This is a genomic window from Pseudomonas fluorescens (assembly GCF_030344995.1).
Classification (GTDB): Bacteria; Pseudomonadota; Gammaproteobacteria; order Pseudomonadales; family Pseudomonadaceae; genus Aquipseudomonas; species Aquipseudomonas fluorescens_BF.
Genome location: NZ_CP128260.1, coordinates 3,840,965 through 3,861,210, shown reverse-complemented (window position 1 = coordinate 3,861,210; position 20,246 = coordinate 3,840,965). Strand labels below are relative to the sequence as shown.

Genomic DNA, 20,246 nt, shown 5'->3' with positions numbered 1-20,246 from the left:
AAGGGCAAAGCCTCTATTGGACTGCAACTACTTCGGATAAAGCGGCGGCAACCCGCTATCGCCCACCGGATCCTGCACCCGTTCCGCCGTCGGAATCGTCCGGATCGCCCGCCACAGATCCTCACCTTGCCAATGCTGCCCGGTCTCGCTGTACAACGCGCCGTTCAGCCCATCGAGCGCATCCGACAGCGGCACAAAGCGCGCCGCCATATCCGCCAGGGTCTCCGGTTGCTGGCGGGCCCAGGCGTCGAGGGCCTGGCGGGTGGCGTGGGGGTCGTTGGCCTGGCTGGCGCGTTTGATGTCGTCGAGCAGGGTGCGCGGGCTCGGGCCGGTTTGTGCGGCGCGCAGGATTGCCGGTTGCCAGCGGGCGCGCCACCAGAGGCCGAAGCCGAGCAGGGTGGTGCAGGCGAAAACGAAGGTGCTGAGTTTCCACCACCACAAGGCTTCGCTGTCGGCGGCGCTGAGCGGTTGCGCGCTGCCGGCCGGGGTGTCGACTTGCAGGCTCGGATTGTTCGCCACTTGCAGGGTGCGCGCCGGCAGGCTGGTGTGTTCCAGGTGATCTTCGAAGGTGTTCCACCAGACTACGTCCACCGTTGGCAACTCGATCGAGCCGCTGCGGCTTGGCACCAGCGCTTCACGTTCTTCACGGCTGCCGATCAGGCCGCGGTCGCTGCTCTGGTTGTTCAGCACCGGTTGATCCGGGTAGCGACGCAGGCCGTTGGCTTCGGTGGCGGGCAGGGCGGGCAGTTGCGAGCTGGCCAGGCCTTCGACCTTGAGGGTCAGGCTGCGGGTCAGGGAGTCGCCGACCTGAGTGTGCTCCGGCTCCGGGTTCCAGCTTTCGCTCAGGCTCAGGCTACGGGCCGGCAGCCACGGCGCATCGCTGGGGTAGGTCATCGGTTTGGGTTTGACTGTCAGCGAGGTCGCGGCGGAACTGATGTGCATCAGTTTGCCCGGCTTCGGCCCTTGCGCCGTGGTGTCCTGCGAGGGCTGGGTATCGACCAGTGTGGCGCTGAAGGTCTGCGGGGCGATGCTCAGCAAACCGCTGTGCTGCGGATAGATCGCATAGCGCATCTCGATCACGCCATGGCGCACACCGTTGATGTCTTTTTCGTAGGTGCGCATGTCGCCCAGTTGCTCGATGCGCGCGTCGGCGATCTGCAACGGCGTCAGGCTGCTGTCGTCGTACAGCGACACCGAATGGTAGATGCGCAAAGTCAGGATGGCCTGGGCCTGCACGTAGACGCTGGTCTGATCGAGGCTGGCTTCGATGAACACCGGTTCGCGAGCGTTGTTCTCTTCGCGGGTGTCGCTCTCGATTACCTGCACGGTGATCGGCTGGCTCTCGACGTCGCCCAGTTTCAGCGGCGGGATTTCAACGCTGCCGTTCTCCTTGGGCAGCAACGTGATGATCCAGCGCGTGGTGGCGCGGTTGTCACCGTTGAGCGTGTTCAACTGGTTGACCTGACGCGTGCCGCGCACTTCGAACAGCGGCTCCAGCGGGGTCAGATCCGGTTTGCCGAACTGCGTGACATCGTTGGATTCGAGGGTGAGTTCGACCGTCTCGCCGGAGTTCAGGCGACTGCGATCCACGCTGGCCGTCAGCTCGGCCGCCTGGGCGGTGGCCGTGCAGATCAGCAGGGGCAGCAAGAGAGCGGTGAAACGGGTCATCGAATGTTTTCCTGATCCTGATGTTGTTGCTGTTCGTACCAGAATTTGCGTCGCAGCAGTTCGCCCGGATCATCCGGGATCTTGCCCAACCATTGTTCCAGCGCCTGCTGTTGCTCGCCTTCGAGGTTGTCCTCATTGGGGCGCAGCAGCGGCGGCGTGTTCTGTTCCTCGCCCGGTTCGCTGTCCGGCAGCTCGTTGGCGCCCGGCAGCGGCGGGGTGGTCGGCGGCGGCTCGCTGGCGGACTCACCGGTTTGCGGCTCGCTGTGGGTTTCGCTTTTGACCGCTGGCGGTGGCGCGGTCGGTGGCGGTGGTTCGTCACCCGGTATGTTTGGCTGCGCCGGTTTGTCTTGCGGATCGGCCGGCGGCGATGCGTTTTTCTGTTTGAGCAGGTTTTCCACCAGCGCCTTGTTGGTCAGCGCCGGGCGCAGATCCGGCTGACGTTCCAGAGCTTGCTCGTAGGCATCCAGCGCCGCTTCCAGCTCGCCGCTTCTGGCCAGGGCGTTGCCACGATTGTAGTGGGCATGGGCGTCATTGCCCTCGGCGAAACGCTGAGCGGCGCCACTGTAGTCGCCGGCCTCGTACAACGCCACCCCTTGCCATTGCGGATCTTCGAAATGCTTCGCCGCTTCGGCCGGGCGCTTCTGTTTGAGCAGATGCAGGCCTTGTTGATCGGGACGCAGCCACAGGTCTTCAAAGTCGAAGGCATAGCTCGGCTGCGGCAATGCCAGCAGCAACGGCAGGCAGAACAGCCAGCCACGGCGTCCGGCGCACGCGGCGAGCAACAATAGCGGCAACAGCAGCCAGTAACCCTGATCGGCCCAGGTGTCGAGGCGCACGGTCTGGCCATCGTTGCGCAGGCTGCGCGGGCCATCGAGCAGGCCGAGGTCGCCCAGATCGGATTCGTCCAGCCGAGCGCTGCGGTACTCGCCGCCGACTGCGTTGAGGAATGCGCCGAGGCCCGGACTGTCGAGTTGCGGAACGCGGATTGCGCCCTGGGCATCCTTGAGGAAGCTGCCGTCCTCCTGCGCAATCGGCGCGCCCTCGGCGGTGCCGATGCCGAGCATCAACAACTGTGCCGATTGGCCGCTCAACGCATGACGAATGCCCTGGCGTTCCTCTTCAGAAAGCGAGGAACCAATCAGCAGAATCCGCCCTTGACCCAACGCCCCCTGCTTGAGCAGCGCCAACGCCTTGCTCACCGCCAGATCGGCGCGATGGCCGCTTTCCGGCATCAGCGAAGGCTTGAGTGCGTCGAGCAGATTGCGACTGGTCGCCAGGTCATCCGACAGCGGCACCAGCGTATGGGCGCTGCCGGCGTAAACGACGATGGCGGTCTGGGCATCGCTACGCACCTGCAACAGGTCGAACAGCTTGCGCCGGGCCTGTTCCAGTCGCGTTGGCGGCGAATCGGTGGCGAGCATTTCCGGGGTCAGTTCCAGCACCACCACCAACGGATCGGCGGGTTTCTGGCTGGTCTGTTCGACTCGTTCCCAGCTCGGCCCGAGCAACGCCAGAATCGTCAGCAGCCAGGCCACGCTCAGGGCGACCCACGGCAACTTGCTGTCGCGACCGCTGCCCCCACTGAGCAGCGTGGAGTGGAAGGCCGGCGGCAGAATCATCTGCCAGCGACCGGCGCGTTTCTGCCTGTGCCAGAGCTGCCAGATCAGCCAGCCGAGCAACGGCAGCAGCAACAGCCACCAGGGGCGGAACCAGTGCGGCCAGAGGGCGATCATCGGCGCCTCCGCAAACGCAGGCGCTTGAGGCGCTCGCGCCAGTCAGGCAGGGGGCTTTGCAGATACAGCTCCTTGGTGAACAGCCGTTGCAGCGGGTTGTCCGGCCACAACACACGAGCGACCAGCAGAATGCTCAGCAGCAGGGCGAACGTCAGCGGCCAGTGATACAACGCCTGCGCCGGGCGAGCCTGGGTCGGTTGCTGGGTCACCGGTTCGAGCTGGTCGAGGGTGTCCTTGATCGCTTGCAGCTGCTGGCCGTCGCGGGCACGGAAGTAACGCCCGCCAGTGACCTCGGCGATGGCCTTGAGCGCCGGTTCGTCGAGATCGAGGGTCGGGTTGCCGCCCAGCAATGCCGTGGCGCCGCTTTCTTCGGGATCGGCGCCGATGCCGATCGGGTAGATTTTTACACCTTCGTTGGCAGCCAGTTTTGCGGCCGTCAGCGGGTCGATTTCGCCGCCATTGTTCGCGCCGTCGGTGACCAGAATCAGCACCCGGCTCTGGGCCGGACGCATGCGCAGGCGTTTCAGGGCCAGACCGATGGCGTCGCCAATCGCGGTGTTCTTGCCGGCGATACCGATCCGCGCTTCATCGAGCCAGACCCGAACGGTGCGGCGGTCAAACGTCAGCGGCGCTTGCAGGTAAGCCTGGCTGCCAAACAGGATCAGGCCGACCCGGTCGCCATCGCGGCTTTCGAGAAAATCACCGAGCAAATGCTGGACCAGCGACAGGCGACTGACGTCTTCGTCGTTCCATTGCATGTCCGGGAAATCCATCGAGCCGGACACATCCACCGCCACCAGCAGATCACGACCGCTGGCGGCAATCGGCAGCGGTTCGCCGAGCCATTGCGGGCGAGCGGCGGCGATCAGCAGAAACAGCCACAGCAGCATGAACGGTGCCTGCTGGCGCCACGCTGGCAGATTGGCCCGGGCGCGGCGGCGGGCGAGGCCTTCCAGGTCACCGAGGAAACTCACTTTCAACGCCGGTTCGCCACTGTCGGCCACCGGCAGCACGAGGCGCATCAGCCACGGCAGCGGCAACAGCAGAAAGATCCACGGCCAGGCGAACTCAAACATGTTTGCGGATCCAGGTCTCGACTGCCTGGGTCAGGCCGGCGATGGCTTTGTCGTCGAGCTTGCACTCGGGTTTGTAGGCGCCTTCGACGAGCACCATCCAACGGGTAAGGCCGGCGGCGGGGCAACGGTTATCGAGAAACGCCAGCCATTTGCGGCCGTTGAGGGTGTGGCTCTGGCTGTAGGGATAGTGGTTGCGGCACAGGCGCTTGAGCAGGCCGTTGAGTTGCTGCAGCCAGGCCCCGGCCGGGGCGCCGTCGTAAGGTTTGGGCATCTGCGCCAGTTCGGCGAGTGCGGCGATGCGCACCGGGTCGAGCGGCAGTTCGGCGCGCACGATCGGTTTTTTCTTGATCGGAATGAAGCGCCGCAGACGCCAGACTGCAAAACCAATCACCGGCAGCAGCAAAAGCAGCAGCCACCAGCCCGGCGCCGGCGGCCAGAAGGCAATCGGTGGCGGGGAAATCAGCGGTTGCAGTTGTTCGAGGCCGTTCATCGACCTTTCCCCGGACGTTGCGGGTTCAGGAACTCGCGCATCTGTTCGACCATTTCGCTCTGGGTGCTCAACGGCATTAGCAGCACCCGCAGCTTTTGCGCGAGCAATTCCCAGCGGGCGATGCGTGCTTCGGCCTGGGCCCGATAGGTCTGGCGCAGATCGAAATTGAGGGTGTCGAGTTCCAGCTGCGCGCCGCGCTCGGCGAATCTCAGCAGCCCGGCGGCGGGCAGGGCGTGGTCCAGCGGATCGGAAAGCGGCAGCATCAACAGATCGCAATGGCGCGACAGCAGGCTCAATTGCTGCTCGGCGCTGTCGGACAGCGCGCGCTCGTCGCAGATCACGATCACCAGACTGCCCGGACGCAGCACCTCGCGGGCCCGGCGCAGCGCTACGCCAAACGCATCGCGATCCGGCTCGCGCTCGCTGTGCAGCGACTGATTGACCTTCACCAAGCGGTTGAGCAGTTGCAGCAGGCTCTGCTTGCTGCGACGCGGCTTGATTTCGTAATGCTCGTTGTCGCCGAACACCAGTCCGCCAACCCGGTCGTTGTGGCCCAGCGCGGCCCAGCCGATCAGCGCCGCCGCCTGCGCCGCGAGCACCGACTTGAACATCAGCCCGGAACCGAAGAACAGCCGCGTGCTTTGCTCGACCATGATGAAAATCGGTCGTTCACGTTCTTCATGAAACAGTTTTGTATGCGGTTCCTGCGTCCGCGCGGTGACGCGCCAGTCGATGGTGCGCACGTCGTCCCCAGCCTGATAGACCCGCACCTGATCGAAGTCCACACCACGCCCGCGAAACTTGGAGTGGTGCAGGCCAATCAGCGGGCTGCGCTGGCTCGGCGTGGAAAACAGCTGCACTTCGCGCACGCGGTGACGCATCTCGATCAATTCGGCGAGGGAGATGCGGATACCGGGTTCGGACGGCAGGGAGGCATTCATAGGGGTCAAGCGACGGCTACGACGTCGAGAATTCGTTGCACCACCCGATCCTGGTCGATGCCGGCGGCCTCGGCTTCAAACGACAGAATGATGCGGTGACGCAACACGTCGAACAGCACAGCCTGGATGTCTTCCGGGCTGACGAAGTCGCGACCGGCCAGCCAGGCGTGAGCGCGGGCGCAGCGGTCGAGGGCGATGGAGCCACGCGGGCTGGCGCCGTAGGCGATCCACTCGGCCATTTCCGGGTCGAACTTGGCCGGGTTGCGCGTGGCCATGACCAGTTGCACCAGGTATTCCTCCACGGCGTCCGCCATGTATAAGCCGAGGATTTCCTTGCGCGCGGCGAAGATCGCCTGCTGGCTGACGCGACGCTCAGGCTTGGTTTCGCCGTTCAGGGCTTCACCGCGGGCCTGTTGCAGGATCCGGCGTTCGACAGCCGCGTCGGGGAAGCCGATTTTCACGTGCATCAGGAAACGGTCGAGCTGGGCTTCCGGCAGCGGATAGGTGCCTTCCTGCTCGATCGGGTTCTGCGTGGCCATCACCAGAAACAGCGGTGACAGCTCGTAAGTGCTGCGCCCGACACTGACCTGACGCTCGGCCATGGCTTCGAGCAATGCCGACTGGACCTTGGCCGGGGCACGGTTGATTTCGTCCGCCAGCACCAGGTTGTGGAAAATCGGGCCTTGCTGGAACACGAAGCTGCCGGTTTCCGGGCGATAGATTTCGGTGCCGGTGATGTCGGCGGGCAGCAGGTCCGGGGTGAACTGAATGCGATGGAACTGGGCTTCGATGCCCTCGGCGAGCTCTTTGATCGCTTTGGTCTTGGCCAGACCCGGAGCGCCCTCGACCAGCATGTGGCCGTCGGCGAGCAGGGCGATGAGCAAGCGCTCGATGAGTTTTTCCTGGCCGAGAATCTGCGTTGAAAGAAAGGTTCGCAGCGCCAGCAGCGCTTCACGATGTTCCATCGATGACTGTTCCTGGAAAGGGTGGCCACAGGCGTTCGGATAACGCCGGGGCTGGGGGCGTTACTTTAATCCATCGCGGGGGGTGGCGACTAACGGCATTTTGCGCAAAGTGCGGGAAATGACCGGGGGATTTGTTGGAATTTTGTAGGGTGGGGGAGGTGCGGTGTTCTTTCGGGCCCTATCGCTGGCAAGTCGAATCGTCGCACCGCAGCTCCCACAGTGACCGCGTTCTGTCTGTAGTACGCGTTCTCCTGTGGGAGCTGGCTTGCCAGCGATGGGGCCAGTGCCGACACCATCAAATCTGGCTGATGTAAGTGCCAGTACCATCAAGAATGTTCTTCAGGGTTTCTTCAACCTCGGCCAGATCCACCATGTCCGGGTTGAAGGTGATTTCCAGCACATCATCCCCGTTCAACGCATCGGCATCGGCGGCCGCGATTTCGATCTTCAGCAGTGTCTTGCTCAGAGTGACCTTGACGCCATCGAGGGTCGACGGCTCGCCATCCAGCGTGATCTCCAACTCGTCTTCGTCCGGGTAGCGGCTCATCAGGAACATGTCGCCCCTGTCGCTGTGGCAGCAGAGCATGGCCATGTTGTCTTCTTCGTCGTCGCACGGGTTGACGATCAAAAGGGCGGTGGTCATTTGCATGGGGAATTCCTGCCTCGGCGGGCTTGTTGGTCGCAATTGGGCGCGATTCTGCCAGCCCTCGGGAATTTCTGCATGTGAGAGTGTCAGAGGATGTGTCGTGAACGCGACACAGGTCAATGGTCATTTCCGGCACGCATGTACCGTAAAAACGGGCATTCAGACCGCCGTTCTGCCCCATGAATGCTAGTGTTTACCGATGCGCAGGCCTTGCTTTACGTGCCAATGACCGAATATGTCGCAGCACCGCAAGCAGACACATTGTCGCACCTATTAAGCTGCGCAACGGATGAGCACCCGTAAAGGCATTGCCATGGCCCCGCGAGCGGCGCCGGGCAGTCGTTTTTGCAGATGCCCATTCATGGAAGGTGAATGTGACCTGAGTGTCTCGTCCAGCTTCACCCACCTGTCACCCTGTTTCCTCTGCCCGAGAATCAGGAACAGGGCGACGGAACGCCCCGAAAGGGGTTTTGTACGCGACGCTTTCCATCAATAACAAGCCCAAGCGGAGTACCACAGATGGCGTTCTTCACCGCAGCCAGCAAAGCCGACTTCCAGCACCAACTGCAAGCGGCACTGGCGCAGCACATCAGTGAACAGGCACTGCCACAAGTGGCGCTGTTCGCTGAACAATTCTTCGGCATCATTTCCCTGGACGAGCTGACCCAACGTCGCCTCTCCGACCTCGCTGGCTGTACTCTTTCTGCGTGGCGCCTGCTTGAGCGCTTCGATCACGCGCAACCGCAAGTGCGCGTCTACAACCCCGATTACGAACGTCACGGCTGGCAGTCGACCCACACCGCGGTCGAAGTGCTGCACCATGACTTGCCGTTCCTGGTGGACTCGGTGCGTACCGAGCTGAACCGTCGCGGCTACAGCATCCATACCCTGCAGACCACCGTGCTGAGCGTGCGTCGTGGCAGCAAGGGCGAGTTGCTGGAAATCCTGCCAAAAGGCACCACCGGCGAAGGCGTGCTGCACGAGTCGCTGATGTACCTGGAAATCGACCGCTGCGCCAACGCGGCCGAACTGAATGTGCTGACCAAGGAACTGGAACAGGTTCTGGGTGAAGTCCGCGTCGCGGTCGCCGATTTCGAGCCGATGAAGGCCAAGGTGCAGGAAATCCTCACCAAGCTCGACAACAGTGCATTCGCCGTCGATGCCGACGAAAAGAACGAAATCAAGAGCTTCCTGGAATGGCTGGTGGGCAACCACTTCACCTTCCTCGGCTACGAAGAATTTACGGTCACCGATGAGCCGGATGGCGGCCACATCAAGTACGACCAGGATTCCTTCCTCGGCCTGACCAAACTGCTGCGCACCGGCATGACCTATGACGAGCTGCGCATCGAAGACTACGCCGTTGCCTACCTGCGCGAACCGACGCTGCTGTCCTTCGCCAAAGCCGCGCACCCGAGCCGCGTGCACCGTCCGGCCTACCCGGATTACGTGTCGATCCGTGAACTCGATGCCGACGGCAAAGTGATCAAGGAACACCGCTTCATGGGCCTGTACACCTCGTCGGTGTATGGCGAAAGCGTACGCGTCATCCCGTTCATCCGCCGCAAGGTCGAGGAAATCGAGCGTCGCTCGGGCTTCCAGGCCAAGGCTCACCTGGGCAAGGAACTGGCACAGGTTCTGGAAGTGCTGCCGCGTGACGACCTGTTCCAGACCCCGGTCGACGAACTGTTCAGTACCGTGATGTCGATCGTGCAGATCCAGGAGCGCAACAAGATCCGCGTGTTCCTGCGCAAAGACCCGTACGGTCGTTTCTGCTACTGCCTGGCCTACGTGCCGCGCGACATCTATTCCACCGAAGTCCGCCAGAAGATCCAGCAAGTATTGATGGAGCGCCTGAAGGCTTCCGACTGCGAATTCTGGACCTTCTTCTCCGAGTCCGTGCTGGCCCGCGTGCAACTGATCCTGCGCGTCGACCCGAAAAACCGCATCGACATCGACCCGCTGCAACTGGAAAACGAAGTCATCCAGGCCTGCCGCAGCTGGCAGGACGACTACGCCGCCCTGACCGTCGAAACCTTCGGCGAAGCCAACGGCACCAATGTGCTGGCCGACTTCCCGAAAGGCTTCCCGGCCGGCTACCGCGAGCGTTTCGCGGCGCATTCGGCCGTGGTCGACATGCAGCACCTGCTGAACCTGAGCGAGAAGAAGCCGCTGGCCATGAGCTTCTACCAGCCGCTGGCCTCCGGCCCACGCGAGCTGCACTGCAAGCTGTATCACGCCGATACCCCGCTGGCATTGTCCGACGTTCTGCCGATCCTGGAAAATCTCGGTCTGCGCGTGCTGGGTGAGTTCCCGTACCGCCTGCGTCACACCAACGGTCGCGAGTTCTGGATCCACGACTTCGCGTTCACCGCTGCCGAAGGTCTGGACCTGGACATCCAGCAACTCAACGACACCCTGCAGGACGCCTTCGTCCACATCGTCCGTGGCGATGCCGAGAACGATGCGTTCAACCGTCTGGTGCTGACGGCCGGCCTGCCATGGCGCGACGTTGCGCTGCTGCGTGCCTACGCTCGCTATCTGAAGCAGATCCGCCTGGGCTTCGACCTCGGTTACATCGCCAGCACCCTGAACAACCACACCGACATCGCTCGTGAACTGACCCGGTTGTTCAAGACCCGTTTCTATCTGGCCCGCAAGCTCGGCAGCGATGATCTGGACGACAAGCAACAGCGTCTGGAACAGGCCATCCTGACCGCGCTGGACGACGTTCAAGTCCTCAACGAAGACCGCATCCTGCGTCGTTACCTGGACCTGATCAAAGCGACCCTGCGGACCAACTTCTACCAGACCGACGCCAACGGCCAGAACAAGTCGTACTTCAGCTTCAAGTTCAACCCGCACTTGATTCCTGAACTGCCGAAACCGGTTCCGAAGTTCGAAATCTTCGTTTACTCGCCACGTGTCGAAGGCGTGCACCTGCGCTTCGGCAACGTCGCTCGCGGTGGTCTGCGCTGGTCCGACCGTGAAGAAGACTTCCGTACCGAAGTCCTCGGCCTGGTAAAAGCCCAGCAAGTGAAGAACTCGGTCATCGTGCCGGTGGGTGCGAAGGGTGGCTTCCTGCCGCGTCGCCTGCCACTGGGCGGCAGCCGTGACGAGATCGCGGCCGAGGGCATCGCCTGCTACCGCATCTTCATCTCGGGCCTGTTGGACATCACCGACAACCTGAAGGACGGCAAACTGGTACCGCCGGTCAACGTCGTGCGTCATGACGACGATGATCCGTACCTGGTGGTCGCGGCGGACAAGGGCACTGCAACCTTCTCCGACATCGCCAACGGCATCGCCATCGACTACGGCTTCTGGCTGGGTGACGCGTTCGCGTCCGGTGGTTCGGCCGGTTACGACCACAAGAAAATGGGCATCACCGCCAAAGGCGCGTGGGTCGGCGTACAACGTCACTTCCGCGAGCGCGGCATCAATGTTCAGGAAGACAGCATCACCGTGGTTGGCGTGGGTGACATGGCCGGTGACGTGTTCGGTAACGGCTTGCTGATGTCCGACAAGCTGCAACTGGTTGCCGCGTTCAACCACATGCACATCTTCATCGACCCGAACCCGAACCCGGCCACCAGCTTCGTCGAGCGTCAGCGCATGTTCGACCTGCCGCGTTCGGCCTGGTCCGACTACGACACGAGCATCATGTCCGAAGGCGGCGGTATCTTCTCGCGCAGCGCGAAGAGCATTGCCATCTCGCCACAGATGAAAGAGCGCTTCGACATCCAGGCCGACAAGCTGACCCCGACCGAACTGCTGAACGCCTTGCTCAAGGCGCCGGTGGATCTGCTGTGGAACGGCGGTATCGGTACTTACGTGAAAGCCAGCACCGAAAGCCACGCCGATGTCGGCGACAAGGCCAACGATGCACTGCGCGTGAACGGCAACGAACTGCGCTGCAAAGTGGTGGGCGAGGGCGGTAACCTCGGCATGACCCAACTGGGTCGTGTGGAGTTCGGTCTCAATGGCGGCGGTTCCAACACCGACTTCATCGACAACGCCGGTGGCGTGGACTGCTCCGACCACGAAGTGAACATCAAGATCCTGCTGAACGAAGTGGTTCAGGCCGGCGACATGACCGACAAGCAACGCAACCAGTTGCTGGCGAGCATGACCGACGAAGTCGGTGGTCTGGTGCTGGGCAACAACTACAAGCAGACTCAGGCCCTGTCCCTGGCGGCCCGCCGCGCTTATGCGCGCATCGCTGAGTACAAGCGTCTGATGGGCGACCTGGAAGGCCGTGGCAAGCTGGATCGCGCCATCGAGTTCCTGCCGACCGAAGAACAACTGGCCGAACGCGTTGCCGAAGGCCATGGCCTGACCCGTCCAGAGCTGTCGGTGCTGATCTCCTACAGCAAGATCGACCTCAAGGAGCAGCTGCTGGGCTCCCTCGTGCCGGACGACGACTACCTGACCCGCGACATGGAAACGGCGTTCCCGCCGACCCTGGTCAGCAAGTTCTCCGAAGCCATGCGTCGTCACCGCCTGAAGCGTGAGATCGTCAGCACCCAGATCGCCAACGATCTGGTCAACCACATGGGCATCACCTTCGTTCAGCGACTCAAAGAGTCCACCGGCATGACCCCGGCGAACGTGGCGGGCGCTTATGTGATCGTGCGTGACATCTTCCACCTCCCGCACTGGTTCCGTCAGATTGAAGCGCTGGACTACCAGGTTTCCGCTGACGTACAACTGGAGCTGATGGACGAGCTGATGCGTCTGGGCCGTCGCGCTACGCGCTGGTTCCTGCGTGCCCGCCGCAACGAGCAGAACGCTGCCCGTGACGTCGCGCATTTCGGTCCGCACCTGAAGGAGCTGGGTCTGAAGCTGGACGAGCTGCTGAGCGGCGAAATCCGTGAAAACTGGCAGGAGCGTTATCAGGCTTATGTGGCAGCCGGTGTACCGGAGCTGCTGGCGCGTATGGTGGCGGGCACGACCCACCTCTACACGCTGCTGCCGATCATCGAAGCGGCCGACGTGACCGGTCAGGATCCAGCCGAAGTGGCCAAGGCGTACTTCGCCGTGGGCAGCGCGCTGGACATCACCTGGTACATTTCGCAGATCAGCGCCTTGCCGGTTGAAAACAACTGGCAGGCCCTGGCCCGCGAAGCGTTCCGCGACGACGTCGACTGGCAGCAACGCGCGATCACCATCGCCGTTCTGCAAGCAGGCGGCGGTGATTCGGACGTGGAAACCCGTCTGGCACTGTGGATGAAGCAGAACGACGCCATGATCGAACGCTGGCGCGCCATGCTGGTGGAAATCCGTGCCGCCAGCGGCACCGACTACGCCATGTACGCGGTGGCCAACCGCGAGCTGAACGACGTGGCGCTGAGCGGTCAGGCAGTTGTGCCTGCTGCGGCGACTGCGGAGCTTGAGCTTGCTTGAGTAGCCGTTGAATGAAAAAGCCCCGCTCTCGAAAGAGGCGGGGTTTTTTTATGCCTGTTTTTGGCGGTATTTATGTGTTGCCGCTAAGACCGAACCCCCTCACCCCAGCCCTCCCGAAACGTCGGACCGCCCCCAAGGGGGCGAGGGGGAAAGGGAGCCGATTTGTGTGTTTTTCGAAACTTGAGTTCGACTCGGTATTTCATTTCGGCGTAGTTCGAAAGAACACCTCGGTCAGTTCCCTCTCCCTCCGGGAGAGGGCTAGGGTGAGGGCAGCAGTCTAACTATCACCGCACACTAAGACCTTGTTTACTCTCAAGCATCGACACGTTACCTGCCGACCTGGTCAGTAAATTACTGAGCGACTGGTCAAACTTCTGCAGCGCCCGAACCTGAACTTCCTGTTGCTGATTAATATCCGCAACAATCTCCTCCGAACGTTTGAAGTCCGCCCAGACCGGCGTCAACTCTTTTGCCTCAGAGCCTTTCGCCGTCCCGATGTAGTTGAACTTCCCGTCATAGAAGTCCGCACTCACATCCGCCTTGATGTTCGAACTGCGCGAGGTAATCAACTGGCTGTGAGTATCAACGATTGCCACCACATCCGGATTCGCCGCACGCAAGCTCTGCATGTCCGGGTACACCGTCACCGATCCGAACTGGCGTTGCAGCGAGGCTTTCACCCAATCCACCGCCATGTCCGGTTTCGAGGTGGCGACGTAGGCGTCATGGATCGGCTGCACCAATAAACTCTGGCCGAAACCGGTGCCGGCGTTGGCCTGGTAGTTACGCAGGTAGTCGCGGTTGGTCTGGGTGCTCGGGCTGTAGACCACGCCCAACGAGACACCGGGACCGCTTTTGACCTGGGTGGCGCTGCTGCGACCCACCGGTTGGGTGAACAACGTGTCGAGAGAAGAAACCGCTTTCGGAGCGGTAGGAACGGAACAGGCGGACAACGCTAAAACCGATATCGCCAAGGTACTGGCAAAGGCAAGTTTCATGGTGAGTCTCCCGTGAAGCAACTTCAGTCGGAAAGTCAGAGGTGTCGGGGTTGCTTAAATAGAACCGGCGACAGTTGCCTCAGACTACTCCCGCCAAACTGAAAACAACCTGACAATTTGCTGAATGACTGTCATGCAATAGTTTTATTGGCTGTAAGCGTTCTTGATTAATTGCCGCAAGAAATAAAAAAGGCGCAAATCAATAATTTGCGCCTTTTATTTATGGCTGGTTAAACAACCATCAGTTTTTCAATGGGATCAGCACTTGCTCGTCCGGCGACAGCACCATGAACACCAGCAACTTGGCTGGCTTGCTCTTGCTGGCGTTTTTCGAGATCAAATGCTCGGAACCCGCCGGCTCGTACCAGTATTGGCCCTTCTTGTAGGTGATCGGTTGCTCACCCTTGACTTGGGAAACGATCTCGCCTTCGAGCACGTAAGCCATGGCGGTGCCGTCGTGTTTGTGGGCGATCGAGGACTGGCCGGGTTTGTAATCGACTTCGATCATCATGGCTTTTTTGCCGGGGACGTTTTTCAGCATCTGATCCTGCAGCACCGAGATTTTCTCGGATGGGGAATCGGTGCCGTGGGCCAGTGCCGAAGCGCTGATGGTGAGGGCCAGAGCGGCGAGCGGGGCGGCAAGCAAGTGCAGGACTTTCATGGTGATCACCTGATGAAGTGGGGGAGTCGGTAATCACAGTAGTCCGCGTGCCGGGGTATTCAAACGGCCAATATTCGGGAAGTTCGGGTGACCAATCTGGGGGATTGCAGCGCATTCAAATACGCCATCGCTGGCAAGCCAGCTCCCACAAGATTTCGTGCAGTTCATTAATCATGCGAACTACACAAAACCTGTGGGAGCTGGCTTGCCAGCGATGGCGTCAGTAAGTCAAACGATTGGAAAAGAGTTGAAATCCACGCTATTGGCCAGTCGACTGTCGATCAGGTCGATGAAGCCCTGGGCTTCCGGGCGATTGAAATGCGCCTGCATCGCCGCTTCCGACTGCCAGCGGGCGCTGACCGTCCAGCGGTGGCTGTCCTCGGGGCAGCGGTCGACCATGTAGGAATCGCAGCCCGGCGTTTCGCGCAGGGTTTCGACGATCTTCTGCAACTGCTTGCCCAGCTCCTCCGATCGGCCGGCTGCAGCCTGCACCTGTACGGTGTTGATCACTTCGTTGGACATTGCTCACACTCCTGAATCAGGCCGGACGAATCCTGCTCATTGAGGGATAACGCTTGTGCAGGATAGGCCTGCACCCCCGGATCACCAATAACCAATCGGCGGTTAATCGTTTAGACCAATCTACCCAACGACCTGTTGCAGAATGTCGCGCAGGCGGTCGAGTGCGATGTCGATATCCAGCGTCTCGATGGCGCCAAAACCAAAGTACATCCCGCTTCGCGCCGGCTGCTGATAATAGAAACCGTCGATGGCGTACAGCCCGACTTCGACCTTTTTCGCCAGTTCGATCACCAGCGGCAAGTCGATCGGCACCTTGCAGAACACCGCCATATGAAACCCCGCGCTGGGCGGCACGGCCTCCAGCCACCGCGAAAGGTCGGTGGCCATGCGCGCCAGAATCCGCTCGCGGCGCTGGGCGTAAATGGTGTGGCAACGGCGGATGTGCTTGAGCAGGCATCCTTCGGCGATGAACTTCGCCAGCGCCCATTGGGGCAGGGTGGAGGCGTGCAGATCGGTGAGCTGCTTGGCGCGAATCACCGCTTCGAGGATCGCTGGCGGCAGGATTGCGTAGCCGAGCCGCAGCTCTGGCAGCAGGGTTTTCGAGAAGGTGCCGACGTAGGCGACGATGCCGCGCTGATCGAGCTTGTGCAGCGAATCGGTCGGGCGGCCCTCGTAGCGGAACTCGCTGTCATAGTCGTCCTCGATGATGATCGCGCCCAGTTCATGGGCCCGTTCGAGCAGGGCCTCGCGCCGTGCCTGACTCATCGGCATGCCCAGCGGAAACTGGTGCGACGGCGTCACGTAGATCAGCCGCGTGCCCTCGGGAATCCGCTCGACCTGAATGCCCTCGGCATCCACCGGCACGCCGACCACCGTCGCCCCGTGAGTGCCGAACAGCAGCCGTGCCGGCGGGTAACCCGGATCTTCCATCGCCACCAGACTGCCGGGGCGAATCAGCACCCGCGTGATCAAGTCCAGCGCCTGTTGCGCGCCGTTGCACACCACGATGTCTTCGTCCTGGCAGTTCACGCCACGGGAAAACGCGATGTGCCGGGCAATCGCATTGCGCAGCGCCGGCAGGCCTTCCGGCACGCTGTAGAAACCTTTGGAGTTGGCCATCTGCCGCAGCGCGTGAGAGACGCAGCGGCGCCAGTCATCCTGGGGAAACTGGCCCTTGCTGGTGGCGCCGCCGATGAAGTCATAACGCATCGAACCCTCAAGCGTCGGATGCCGCAGGAACACCGGCAGATTGCGCCAGCTCTCGATCACCTCGGAACTGGCCAGCTCGGAATGGCTTTGCTTGCGCTGCACCGGCGTAGAGCGCGCGTTGACGTAAGTGCCTTTGCCGATCACGCCGGTGAGGAAATTCTCGTAAGTGAGTTGCGCGTAAGTGTCGGAAATGGTCTTGCGCGAAATCCCCAATTGCTCGGCGAGCAGACGGCTGGGCGGCAACTGGGTGCCGGCGGCCAGACGCCCGGATTCAATGGCGCCGCGCAGTTGCTGGTACAACTGACCGGCCAGGTCCTTGCGGCCGTTGATCACGACATGAAGTTCCATACCGACGGGGCTCTCCGGGCGATTGAATGTGCCGGCCAGATTACTCCCGAATGCGGTATCGGCAGAAGTTGCGTAGTGCAAATACCCAAAATTGGCATAAGGCCCTGTGGGAGCTGGCTTGCCAGCGATAGCGGTATACCTGCTGACATTAATGCTGGATCCGAAGCCCTCATCGCTGGCAAGCCCGCTCCCACAAGTACTGTGTTTGGCTCGGGGTTCAGTGGTCTGCCGATTTTCCGTGGAATTGGGGCTGTAACCTTGCCGCATCAGCGCTTACCGTGAAATCACTCTTCTGCTGCCCGAGGCCCGCCCATGTCCCCGCGTCTGGATTACTACAGCGCTTCACCCAAAGCCATGAAAGCGATGATTGCCCTGGAAGCGCTGACCAGCAGCCTGAGCATCGAACCGCCGCTGCTGCACCTGATCAAGATCCGCGCCTCGCAACTCAATGGCTGCGCGTTCTGTACCGACATGCATTCGGTGGAAGCGCGGCGGGCAGGGGAGACGGATCGGCGGCTGTACGCCATCGCGGTCTGGCGCGACAGCGGCTTCTTCAACCTGCGCGAGCGTGCAGCGCTGGCCTGGACCGAGGCGGTGACGCTGCTGGCGGACAGCCGGGTGCCTGACGATGTTTACCAGCAGGCGCGGGAACAGTTCAACGAGACCGAACTGGTGGACCTGACCATGGCCGTCAGCACCATCAACAGCTGGAACCGGTTGGCGGTGAGCTTCCGCCAGATTCCCAGCGACTGATCACTTGCCCAGCAGCGGTGAAGCGCCGGTATTCACCGGTGGCCGCTGCGGTTTCACCGACGTGCCAAACGTGTTGCCCATCCGCGTAGCCGTGGCCGCCGGCGTCGCCAGTCCCACCTGATTCGGCGGGCGCTTGTTGACCGGCACATTCAACGCTTCCTGATTCTTCTGCGCAGCCGCCGCACCATCGGGGTTGTTGCCCATCTGCTGGCTCAGGCAGTCGTAATTCGGCGCCTTGTAGCCACCCACCGTCACCTCGACACAGCCCAGCGGCTCCTCCGCGTGTGCACCGCCCAACACCGTCAGCAACAACCCGCCGAAGACGACTTTCCAGACTGATTTCATGCCTGCCTCCTGGCCGGCCCGAAGGGGCCGCTCTAGCTCAAGAGTCTAGTGCAACGACGGCGTCGATCCCGTGATGGTTTTTTTGCAGTGGCCGTCACACCAGATTCATAAACAGCCCTCAGGATGACGGTTTTCAGGGGTGCATCAGCCGTGCAGCGAGGCCGTGCCAGGGACGAATTTGCGCGCTCAGCGCTCATGCGCCAGCTCTGTCTGGGGCTGCTGCTTGGCTTGTTTCTGAGCCGCGCCAGCGCCGACCCGGTGCCGGCGACGATGCGCATGACGCTGCACATCCCGGCCCAGGAACTGGCCCGCGCCCTCGATCAGTTCAGCCGCGCCACCGGCATGGCGGTGCTGGTCGACAGTCAGTTGAGTCGCGGTCGACGTTCGTTGGCGGTGGATGGCGAATTCACCGCTGCGGAAGCGTTGCGCCGGATGCTCGGCGGCAGCGGGTTGATGGCCAAGTACAGCCGCGACGACGCGTTCACCTTGCAGGTGGCGCAAGTCGAGGAAGTGCCAATGCCGGCGGAGAAACCGACCCCCGCCAGCATCGCGGTCAACCGCAGTTACGCCACAGCGGTGCAGGCTGCGATTGAACGTAACCTGTGCCGCTCGCCACTCACACGGCCCGGCAGTTTTCGCGCGGTGTTGCAGCTGTGGATCGGCCGCGACGGCGTGGTGCAGCACAACCGGTTGGTCACCACCACCGGCGATGTTCGGCGCGATGCAGCGCTGGTAGACAGTTTTCACACGCTCAAGATCGACCGGCCCACACCCGGCGCATTGCGCCAGCCAGTCACCTTGCTGTTGTTACCCGAATCGTCAGGAAAGCGCATGGAATGCACACAATGGGAAGGAGTTTCCGGGGGATGAAAGACGCAGGACAAAGTTCGATGGTCCAGCTGTTCCTGACGTCCTACGAGGACTTTCGGGTGCGCCTGCGACGCCGTCTCGGCTCGGAGGACCTGGCCAACGACGTGCTGCACGAAACCTACCTGCGGGTCGACCGCATGGAAGCGCCGCCGAACCTGCTGCGGCCCAACGCCTACCTCTATCGCATGGCCCTGAACATCGCCGCCGACCGCCGCCAGGCCGATGCGCGGCTGCTCACCGGCAGCGAAGTCGAAGAACTGCTGCAAGTCAGCGACGAAGCGCTCGACCCGATGCGCGTGGTCGGCGGGCAAAAGGAAATCCAGTCCCTGCTCAGCGCCCTCTACGAACTGCCGGCCCGGCGCCGCCGGATCTTCATCGCCGCGCGGCTGGAAGAGGCGCCGCACCTGGAAATCTCCCAGCGTTTCGGCATCTCCACGCGCATGGTCGAGAAGGAAATCAAGGCTGCCCTCGGACACTGCGCGGCCAAACTGGAAAGAAAAGTGTTTCAGCGGTTCGGTCGCGGGGCCGGAAAACCGTCTAGTGAATGAAGCTCCCGATCAACCCGTCGAGTACCTGCGCGTTTGAACATCTTCCGTCTGACACCTGCCGAGCCCGCGCCTGCCGAGCGTCTGCAAAGCGAAGCCCGCGACTGGCTGATCCTGCTGACCTCCGGCCGCGCCACGGTCGCCGACGCCCGAGCGCTGCGCCAATGGTGCGCGCAAAGCCCCGAACACGCCCGCGCCTTCGAAGAGTGCAAGGCGTTGTGGCACCTGCTGCAACCGGCGGCGGAAGCGACGCAAGCACCACGCCGGTTTGGGCGCCGGGCCTTTCTTGGTGGCGCGATTGCCGCGTCGGCGGCGTTCCTGCTGGTGCGCGGCACGATACCGGGCGGCTTCTCCGGGCTTGGCGCGGATTACATCACCGAAGTGGGCCAGCAACGTCGGGTCGAACCGGCCGATGGTTTGAGCCTGGAATTGAACACCCAGACCCGCATCAACCAGCGTTCGGTGGATGAGGGCGTGCAAGGCTTTGAACTGGTCAGCGGCGAAGTCGAAGTGCAGACCGCACGGCTGCCGATGGCGATGCAGGCCGGTGGCGGCTGGTTGCGGGCGAGCAGGGCGCGGTTCAATCTGCGTAACCTTGATCAGCAGGTTTGCGTGACGTGCCTGGATGGCGCGGTAGAAGTGGAAGTTGAAGGACGCAGTCTGAGACTGGAACCGGGCCAGCAATTGACCTACGACGCGCAACAGGTCGGCACTGTGCAAAGCGTCGACACGGCGACGGTGACCAACTGGCGCCAGCAAATGCTGGTGTTCAACGGCGCGACGCTGAGTCAGATGATCGACGAGATCAACCGCTACCGCCCAGGCATGTTGCTGCTGCTCAACCGCGAACTCGGCCAACGCCGCGTACAAGCACGTTTCTCCCTCGACCAACTGGCCGGCGTAGGCGCATTGATCCGCGATGCCTACGGCGTCAAATGCACCGAACTACCCGGCGGCGTAGTCGTCCTCAGCTAACTAACACAACACTTAAAAACACCATAGAACCCTGTGGGAGCGGGCTTGCTCGCGAAAGCGTCGTATCAGTCAACACACTCGCAACTGATCCACCG

Annotated in this window: 17 protein-coding genes; 5 read left to right on the top strand and 12 right to left on the bottom strand. The window is 62.1% G+C overall.

What is annotated here, in order from left to right:
* Window positions 1-27 precede the first annotated feature (27 nt).
* From QR290_RS17060 to QR290_RS17030, 7 genes are all read right to left on the bottom strand, one after another.
* Window positions 28-1,668: a BatD family protein gene (locus QR290_RS17060; protein WP_289203166.1), complete on the bottom strand. Its 1,641-nt coding sequence runs from the start codon at window positions 1,666-1,668 to the stop codon at window positions 28-30.
* Complete coding sequence (locus QR290_RS17055; RefSeq protein WP_289203165.1) at window positions 1,665-3,401, bottom strand: vWA domain-containing protein; 1,737 nt, start codon at window positions 3,399-3,401, stop codon at window positions 1,665-1,667. Before QR290_RS17055 ends, QR290_RS17060 begins: the two co-directional genes overlap by 4 nt.
* Window positions 3,398-4,477: a vWA domain-containing protein gene (locus QR290_RS17050; protein ID WP_115078198.1), complete on the bottom strand. Its 1,080-nt coding sequence runs from the start codon at window positions 4,475-4,477 to the stop codon at window positions 3,398-3,400. Before QR290_RS17050 ends, QR290_RS17055 begins: the two co-directional genes overlap by 4 nt.
* Window positions 4,470-4,967: a DUF4381 domain-containing protein gene (locus QR290_RS17045; RefSeq protein WP_289203164.1), complete on the bottom strand. Its 498-nt coding sequence runs from the start codon at window positions 4,965-4,967 to the stop codon at window positions 4,470-4,472. Before QR290_RS17045 ends, QR290_RS17050 begins: the two co-directional genes overlap by 8 nt.
* Window positions 4,964-5,908: a DUF58 domain-containing protein gene (locus QR290_RS17040; protein ID WP_007959332.1), complete on the bottom strand. Its 945-nt coding sequence runs from the start codon at window positions 5,906-5,908 to the stop codon at window positions 4,964-4,966. Before QR290_RS17040 ends, QR290_RS17045 begins: the two co-directional genes overlap by 4 nt.
* Window positions 5,909-5,913: 5 nt before the next feature.
* Window positions 5,914-6,873 (bottom strand): AAA family ATPase, encoded by a 960-nt coding sequence (locus QR290_RS17035; RefSeq protein WP_007913915.1) that lies wholly within the window; start codon window positions 6,871-6,873, stop codon window positions 5,914-5,916.
* 295 nt (window positions 6,874-7,168) lie between these two features.
* A complete protein-coding gene (locus tag QR290_RS17030; RefSeq protein ID WP_115078196.1) occupies window positions 7,169-7,522 on the bottom strand; it encodes a hypothetical protein in 354 nt (117 codons plus the stop codon).
* Window positions 7,523-8,038: 516 nt separating this feature from the next.
* Here QR290_RS17030 and QR290_RS17025 point away from each other — a divergent pair.
* Complete coding sequence (locus tag QR290_RS17025; RefSeq protein ID WP_115078195.1) at window positions 8,039-12,925, top strand: NAD-glutamate dehydrogenase; 4,887 nt, start codon at window positions 8,039-8,041, stop codon at window positions 12,923-12,925.
* A gap of 284 nt (window positions 12,926-13,209) precedes the next feature.
* Here QR290_RS17025 and QR290_RS17020 read toward each other — a convergent pair whose 3' ends face one another.
* The 4 genes from QR290_RS17020 to QR290_RS17005 all read right to left on the bottom strand — a co-directional run bounded on the left by QR290_RS17020 (window position 13,210) and on the right by QR290_RS17005 (window position 16,663).
* Window positions 13,210-13,923: an ATPase gene (locus tag QR290_RS17020; protein WP_289203163.1), complete on the bottom strand. Its 714-nt coding sequence runs from the start codon at window positions 13,921-13,923 to the stop codon at window positions 13,210-13,212.
* A gap of 241 nt (window positions 13,924-14,164) precedes the next feature.
* The gene (locus QR290_RS17015; protein WP_115078193.1) at window positions 14,165-14,584 is read right to left on the bottom strand and encodes a cupin domain-containing protein; all 420 of its coding nucleotides are present in this window, start codon (window positions 14,582-14,584) and stop codon (window positions 14,165-14,167) included.
* A 228-nt stretch (window positions 14,585-14,812) separates the two neighbouring features.
* Window positions 14,813-15,106 (bottom strand): putative quinol monooxygenase, encoded by a 294-nt coding sequence (locus QR290_RS17010; protein WP_007959339.1) that lies wholly within the window; start codon window positions 15,104-15,106, stop codon window positions 14,813-14,815.
* A 120-nt stretch (window positions 15,107-15,226) separates the two neighbouring features.
* Entirely contained in the window at window positions 15,227-16,663 is a 1,437-nt protein-coding gene (locus tag QR290_RS17005) for a PLP-dependent aminotransferase family protein (protein WP_289203162.1), read from the bottom strand.
* A gap of 312 nt (window positions 16,664-16,975) precedes the next feature.
* Between QR290_RS17005 and QR290_RS17000 the strand changes: the two genes are divergently transcribed.
* Entirely contained in the window at window positions 16,976-17,416 is a 441-nt protein-coding gene (locus QR290_RS17000; protein WP_007959341.1) for a carboxymuconolactone decarboxylase family protein, read from the top strand.
* Here QR290_RS17000 and QR290_RS16995 read toward each other — a convergent pair whose 3' ends face one another.
* Entirely contained in the window at window positions 17,417-17,761 is a 345-nt protein-coding gene (locus QR290_RS16995; protein WP_289203161.1) for a hypothetical protein, read from the bottom strand.
* Window positions 17,762-17,956: 195 nt separating this feature from the next.
* On the opposite strand from QR290_RS16995, the gene QR290_RS16990 reads away from it, so the two are divergent.
* From QR290_RS16990 to QR290_RS16980, 3 genes are read left to right on the top strand one after another with little or no spacing between them, the layout of a single operon-like run.
* Window positions 17,957-18,631 (top strand): STN domain-containing protein, encoded by a 675-nt coding sequence (locus QR290_RS16990; protein ID WP_289203160.1) that lies wholly within the window; start codon window positions 17,957-17,959, stop codon window positions 18,629-18,631.
* Window positions 18,628-19,179 (top strand): RNA polymerase sigma factor, encoded by a 552-nt coding sequence (locus tag QR290_RS16985; protein ID WP_011334580.1) that lies wholly within the window; start codon window positions 18,628-18,630, stop codon window positions 19,177-19,179. The genes QR290_RS16990 and QR290_RS16985 overlap by 4 nt, the downstream gene beginning before the upstream one ends.
* Window positions 19,180-19,212: 33 nt before the next feature.
* A complete protein-coding gene (locus QR290_RS16980) occupies window positions 19,213-20,151 on the top strand; it encodes a FecR family protein (RefSeq protein ID WP_289203159.1) in 939 nt (312 codons plus the stop codon).
* The last annotated feature ends 95 nt before the right edge of the window (window positions 20,152-20,246 follow it).

What these genes read in the sequence shown, in the direction of transcription:
- QR290_RS17060 (WP_289203166.1), bottom strand. Translation starts at nt 1,668, where the DNA reads ATGACCCGTTTCACCGCTCTCTTGCTGCCCCTGCTGATCTGCACGGCC.
- QR290_RS17055 (WP_289203165.1), bottom strand. Translation starts at nt 3,401, where the DNA reads ATGATCGCCCTCTGGCCGCACTGGTTCCGCCCCTGGTGGCTGTTGCTG.
- QR290_RS17050 (WP_115078198.1), bottom strand. Translation starts at nt 4,477, where the DNA reads ATGTTTGAGTTCGCCTGGCCGTGGATCTTTCTGCTGTTGCCGCTGCCG.
- QR290_RS17045 (WP_289203164.1), bottom strand. Translation starts at nt 4,967, where the DNA reads ATGAACGGCCTCGAACAACTGCAACCGCTGATTTCCCCGCCACCGATT.
- QR290_RS17040 (WP_007959332.1), bottom strand. Translation starts at nt 5,908, where the DNA reads ATGAATGCCTCCCTGCCGTCCGAACCCGGTATCCGCATCTCCCTCGCC.
- QR290_RS17035 (WP_007913915.1), bottom strand. Translation starts at nt 6,873, where the DNA reads ATGGAACATCGTGAAGCGCTGCTGGCGCTGCGAACCTTTCTTTCAACG.
- QR290_RS17030 (WP_115078196.1), bottom strand. Translation starts at nt 7,522, where the DNA reads ATGCAAATGACCACCGCCCTTTTGATCGTCAACCCGTGCGACGACGAA.
- QR290_RS17025 (WP_115078195.1), top strand. Translation starts at nt 8,039, where the DNA reads ATGGCGTTCTTCACCGCAGCCAGCAAAGCCGACTTCCAGCACCAACTG.
- QR290_RS17020 (WP_289203163.1), bottom strand. Translation starts at nt 13,923, where the DNA reads ATGAAACTTGCCTTTGCCAGTACCTTGGCGATATCGGTTTTAGCGTTG.
- QR290_RS17015 (WP_115078193.1), bottom strand. Translation starts at nt 14,584, where the DNA reads ATGAAAGTCCTGCACTTGCTTGCCGCCCCGCTCGCCGCTCTGGCCCTC.
- QR290_RS17010 (WP_007959339.1), bottom strand. Translation starts at nt 15,106, where the DNA reads ATGTCCAACGAAGTGATCAACACCGTACAGGTGCAGGCTGCAGCCGGC.
- QR290_RS17005 (WP_289203162.1), bottom strand. Translation starts at nt 16,663, where the DNA reads ATGGAACTTCATGTCGTGATCAACGGCCGCAAGGACCTGGCCGGTCAG.
- QR290_RS17000 (WP_007959341.1), top strand. Translation starts at nt 16,976, where the DNA reads ATGTCCCCGCGTCTGGATTACTACAGCGCTTCACCCAAAGCCATGAAA.
- QR290_RS16995 (WP_289203161.1), bottom strand. Translation starts at nt 17,761, where the DNA reads ATGAAATCAGTCTGGAAAGTCGTCTTCGGCGGGTTGTTGCTGACGGTG.
- QR290_RS16990 (WP_289203160.1), top strand. Translation starts at nt 17,957, where the DNA reads ATGCGCCAGCTCTGTCTGGGGCTGCTGCTTGGCTTGTTTCTGAGCCGC.
- QR290_RS16985 (WP_011334580.1), top strand. Translation starts at nt 18,628, where the DNA reads ATGAAAGACGCAGGACAAAGTTCGATGGTCCAGCTGTTCCTGACGTCC.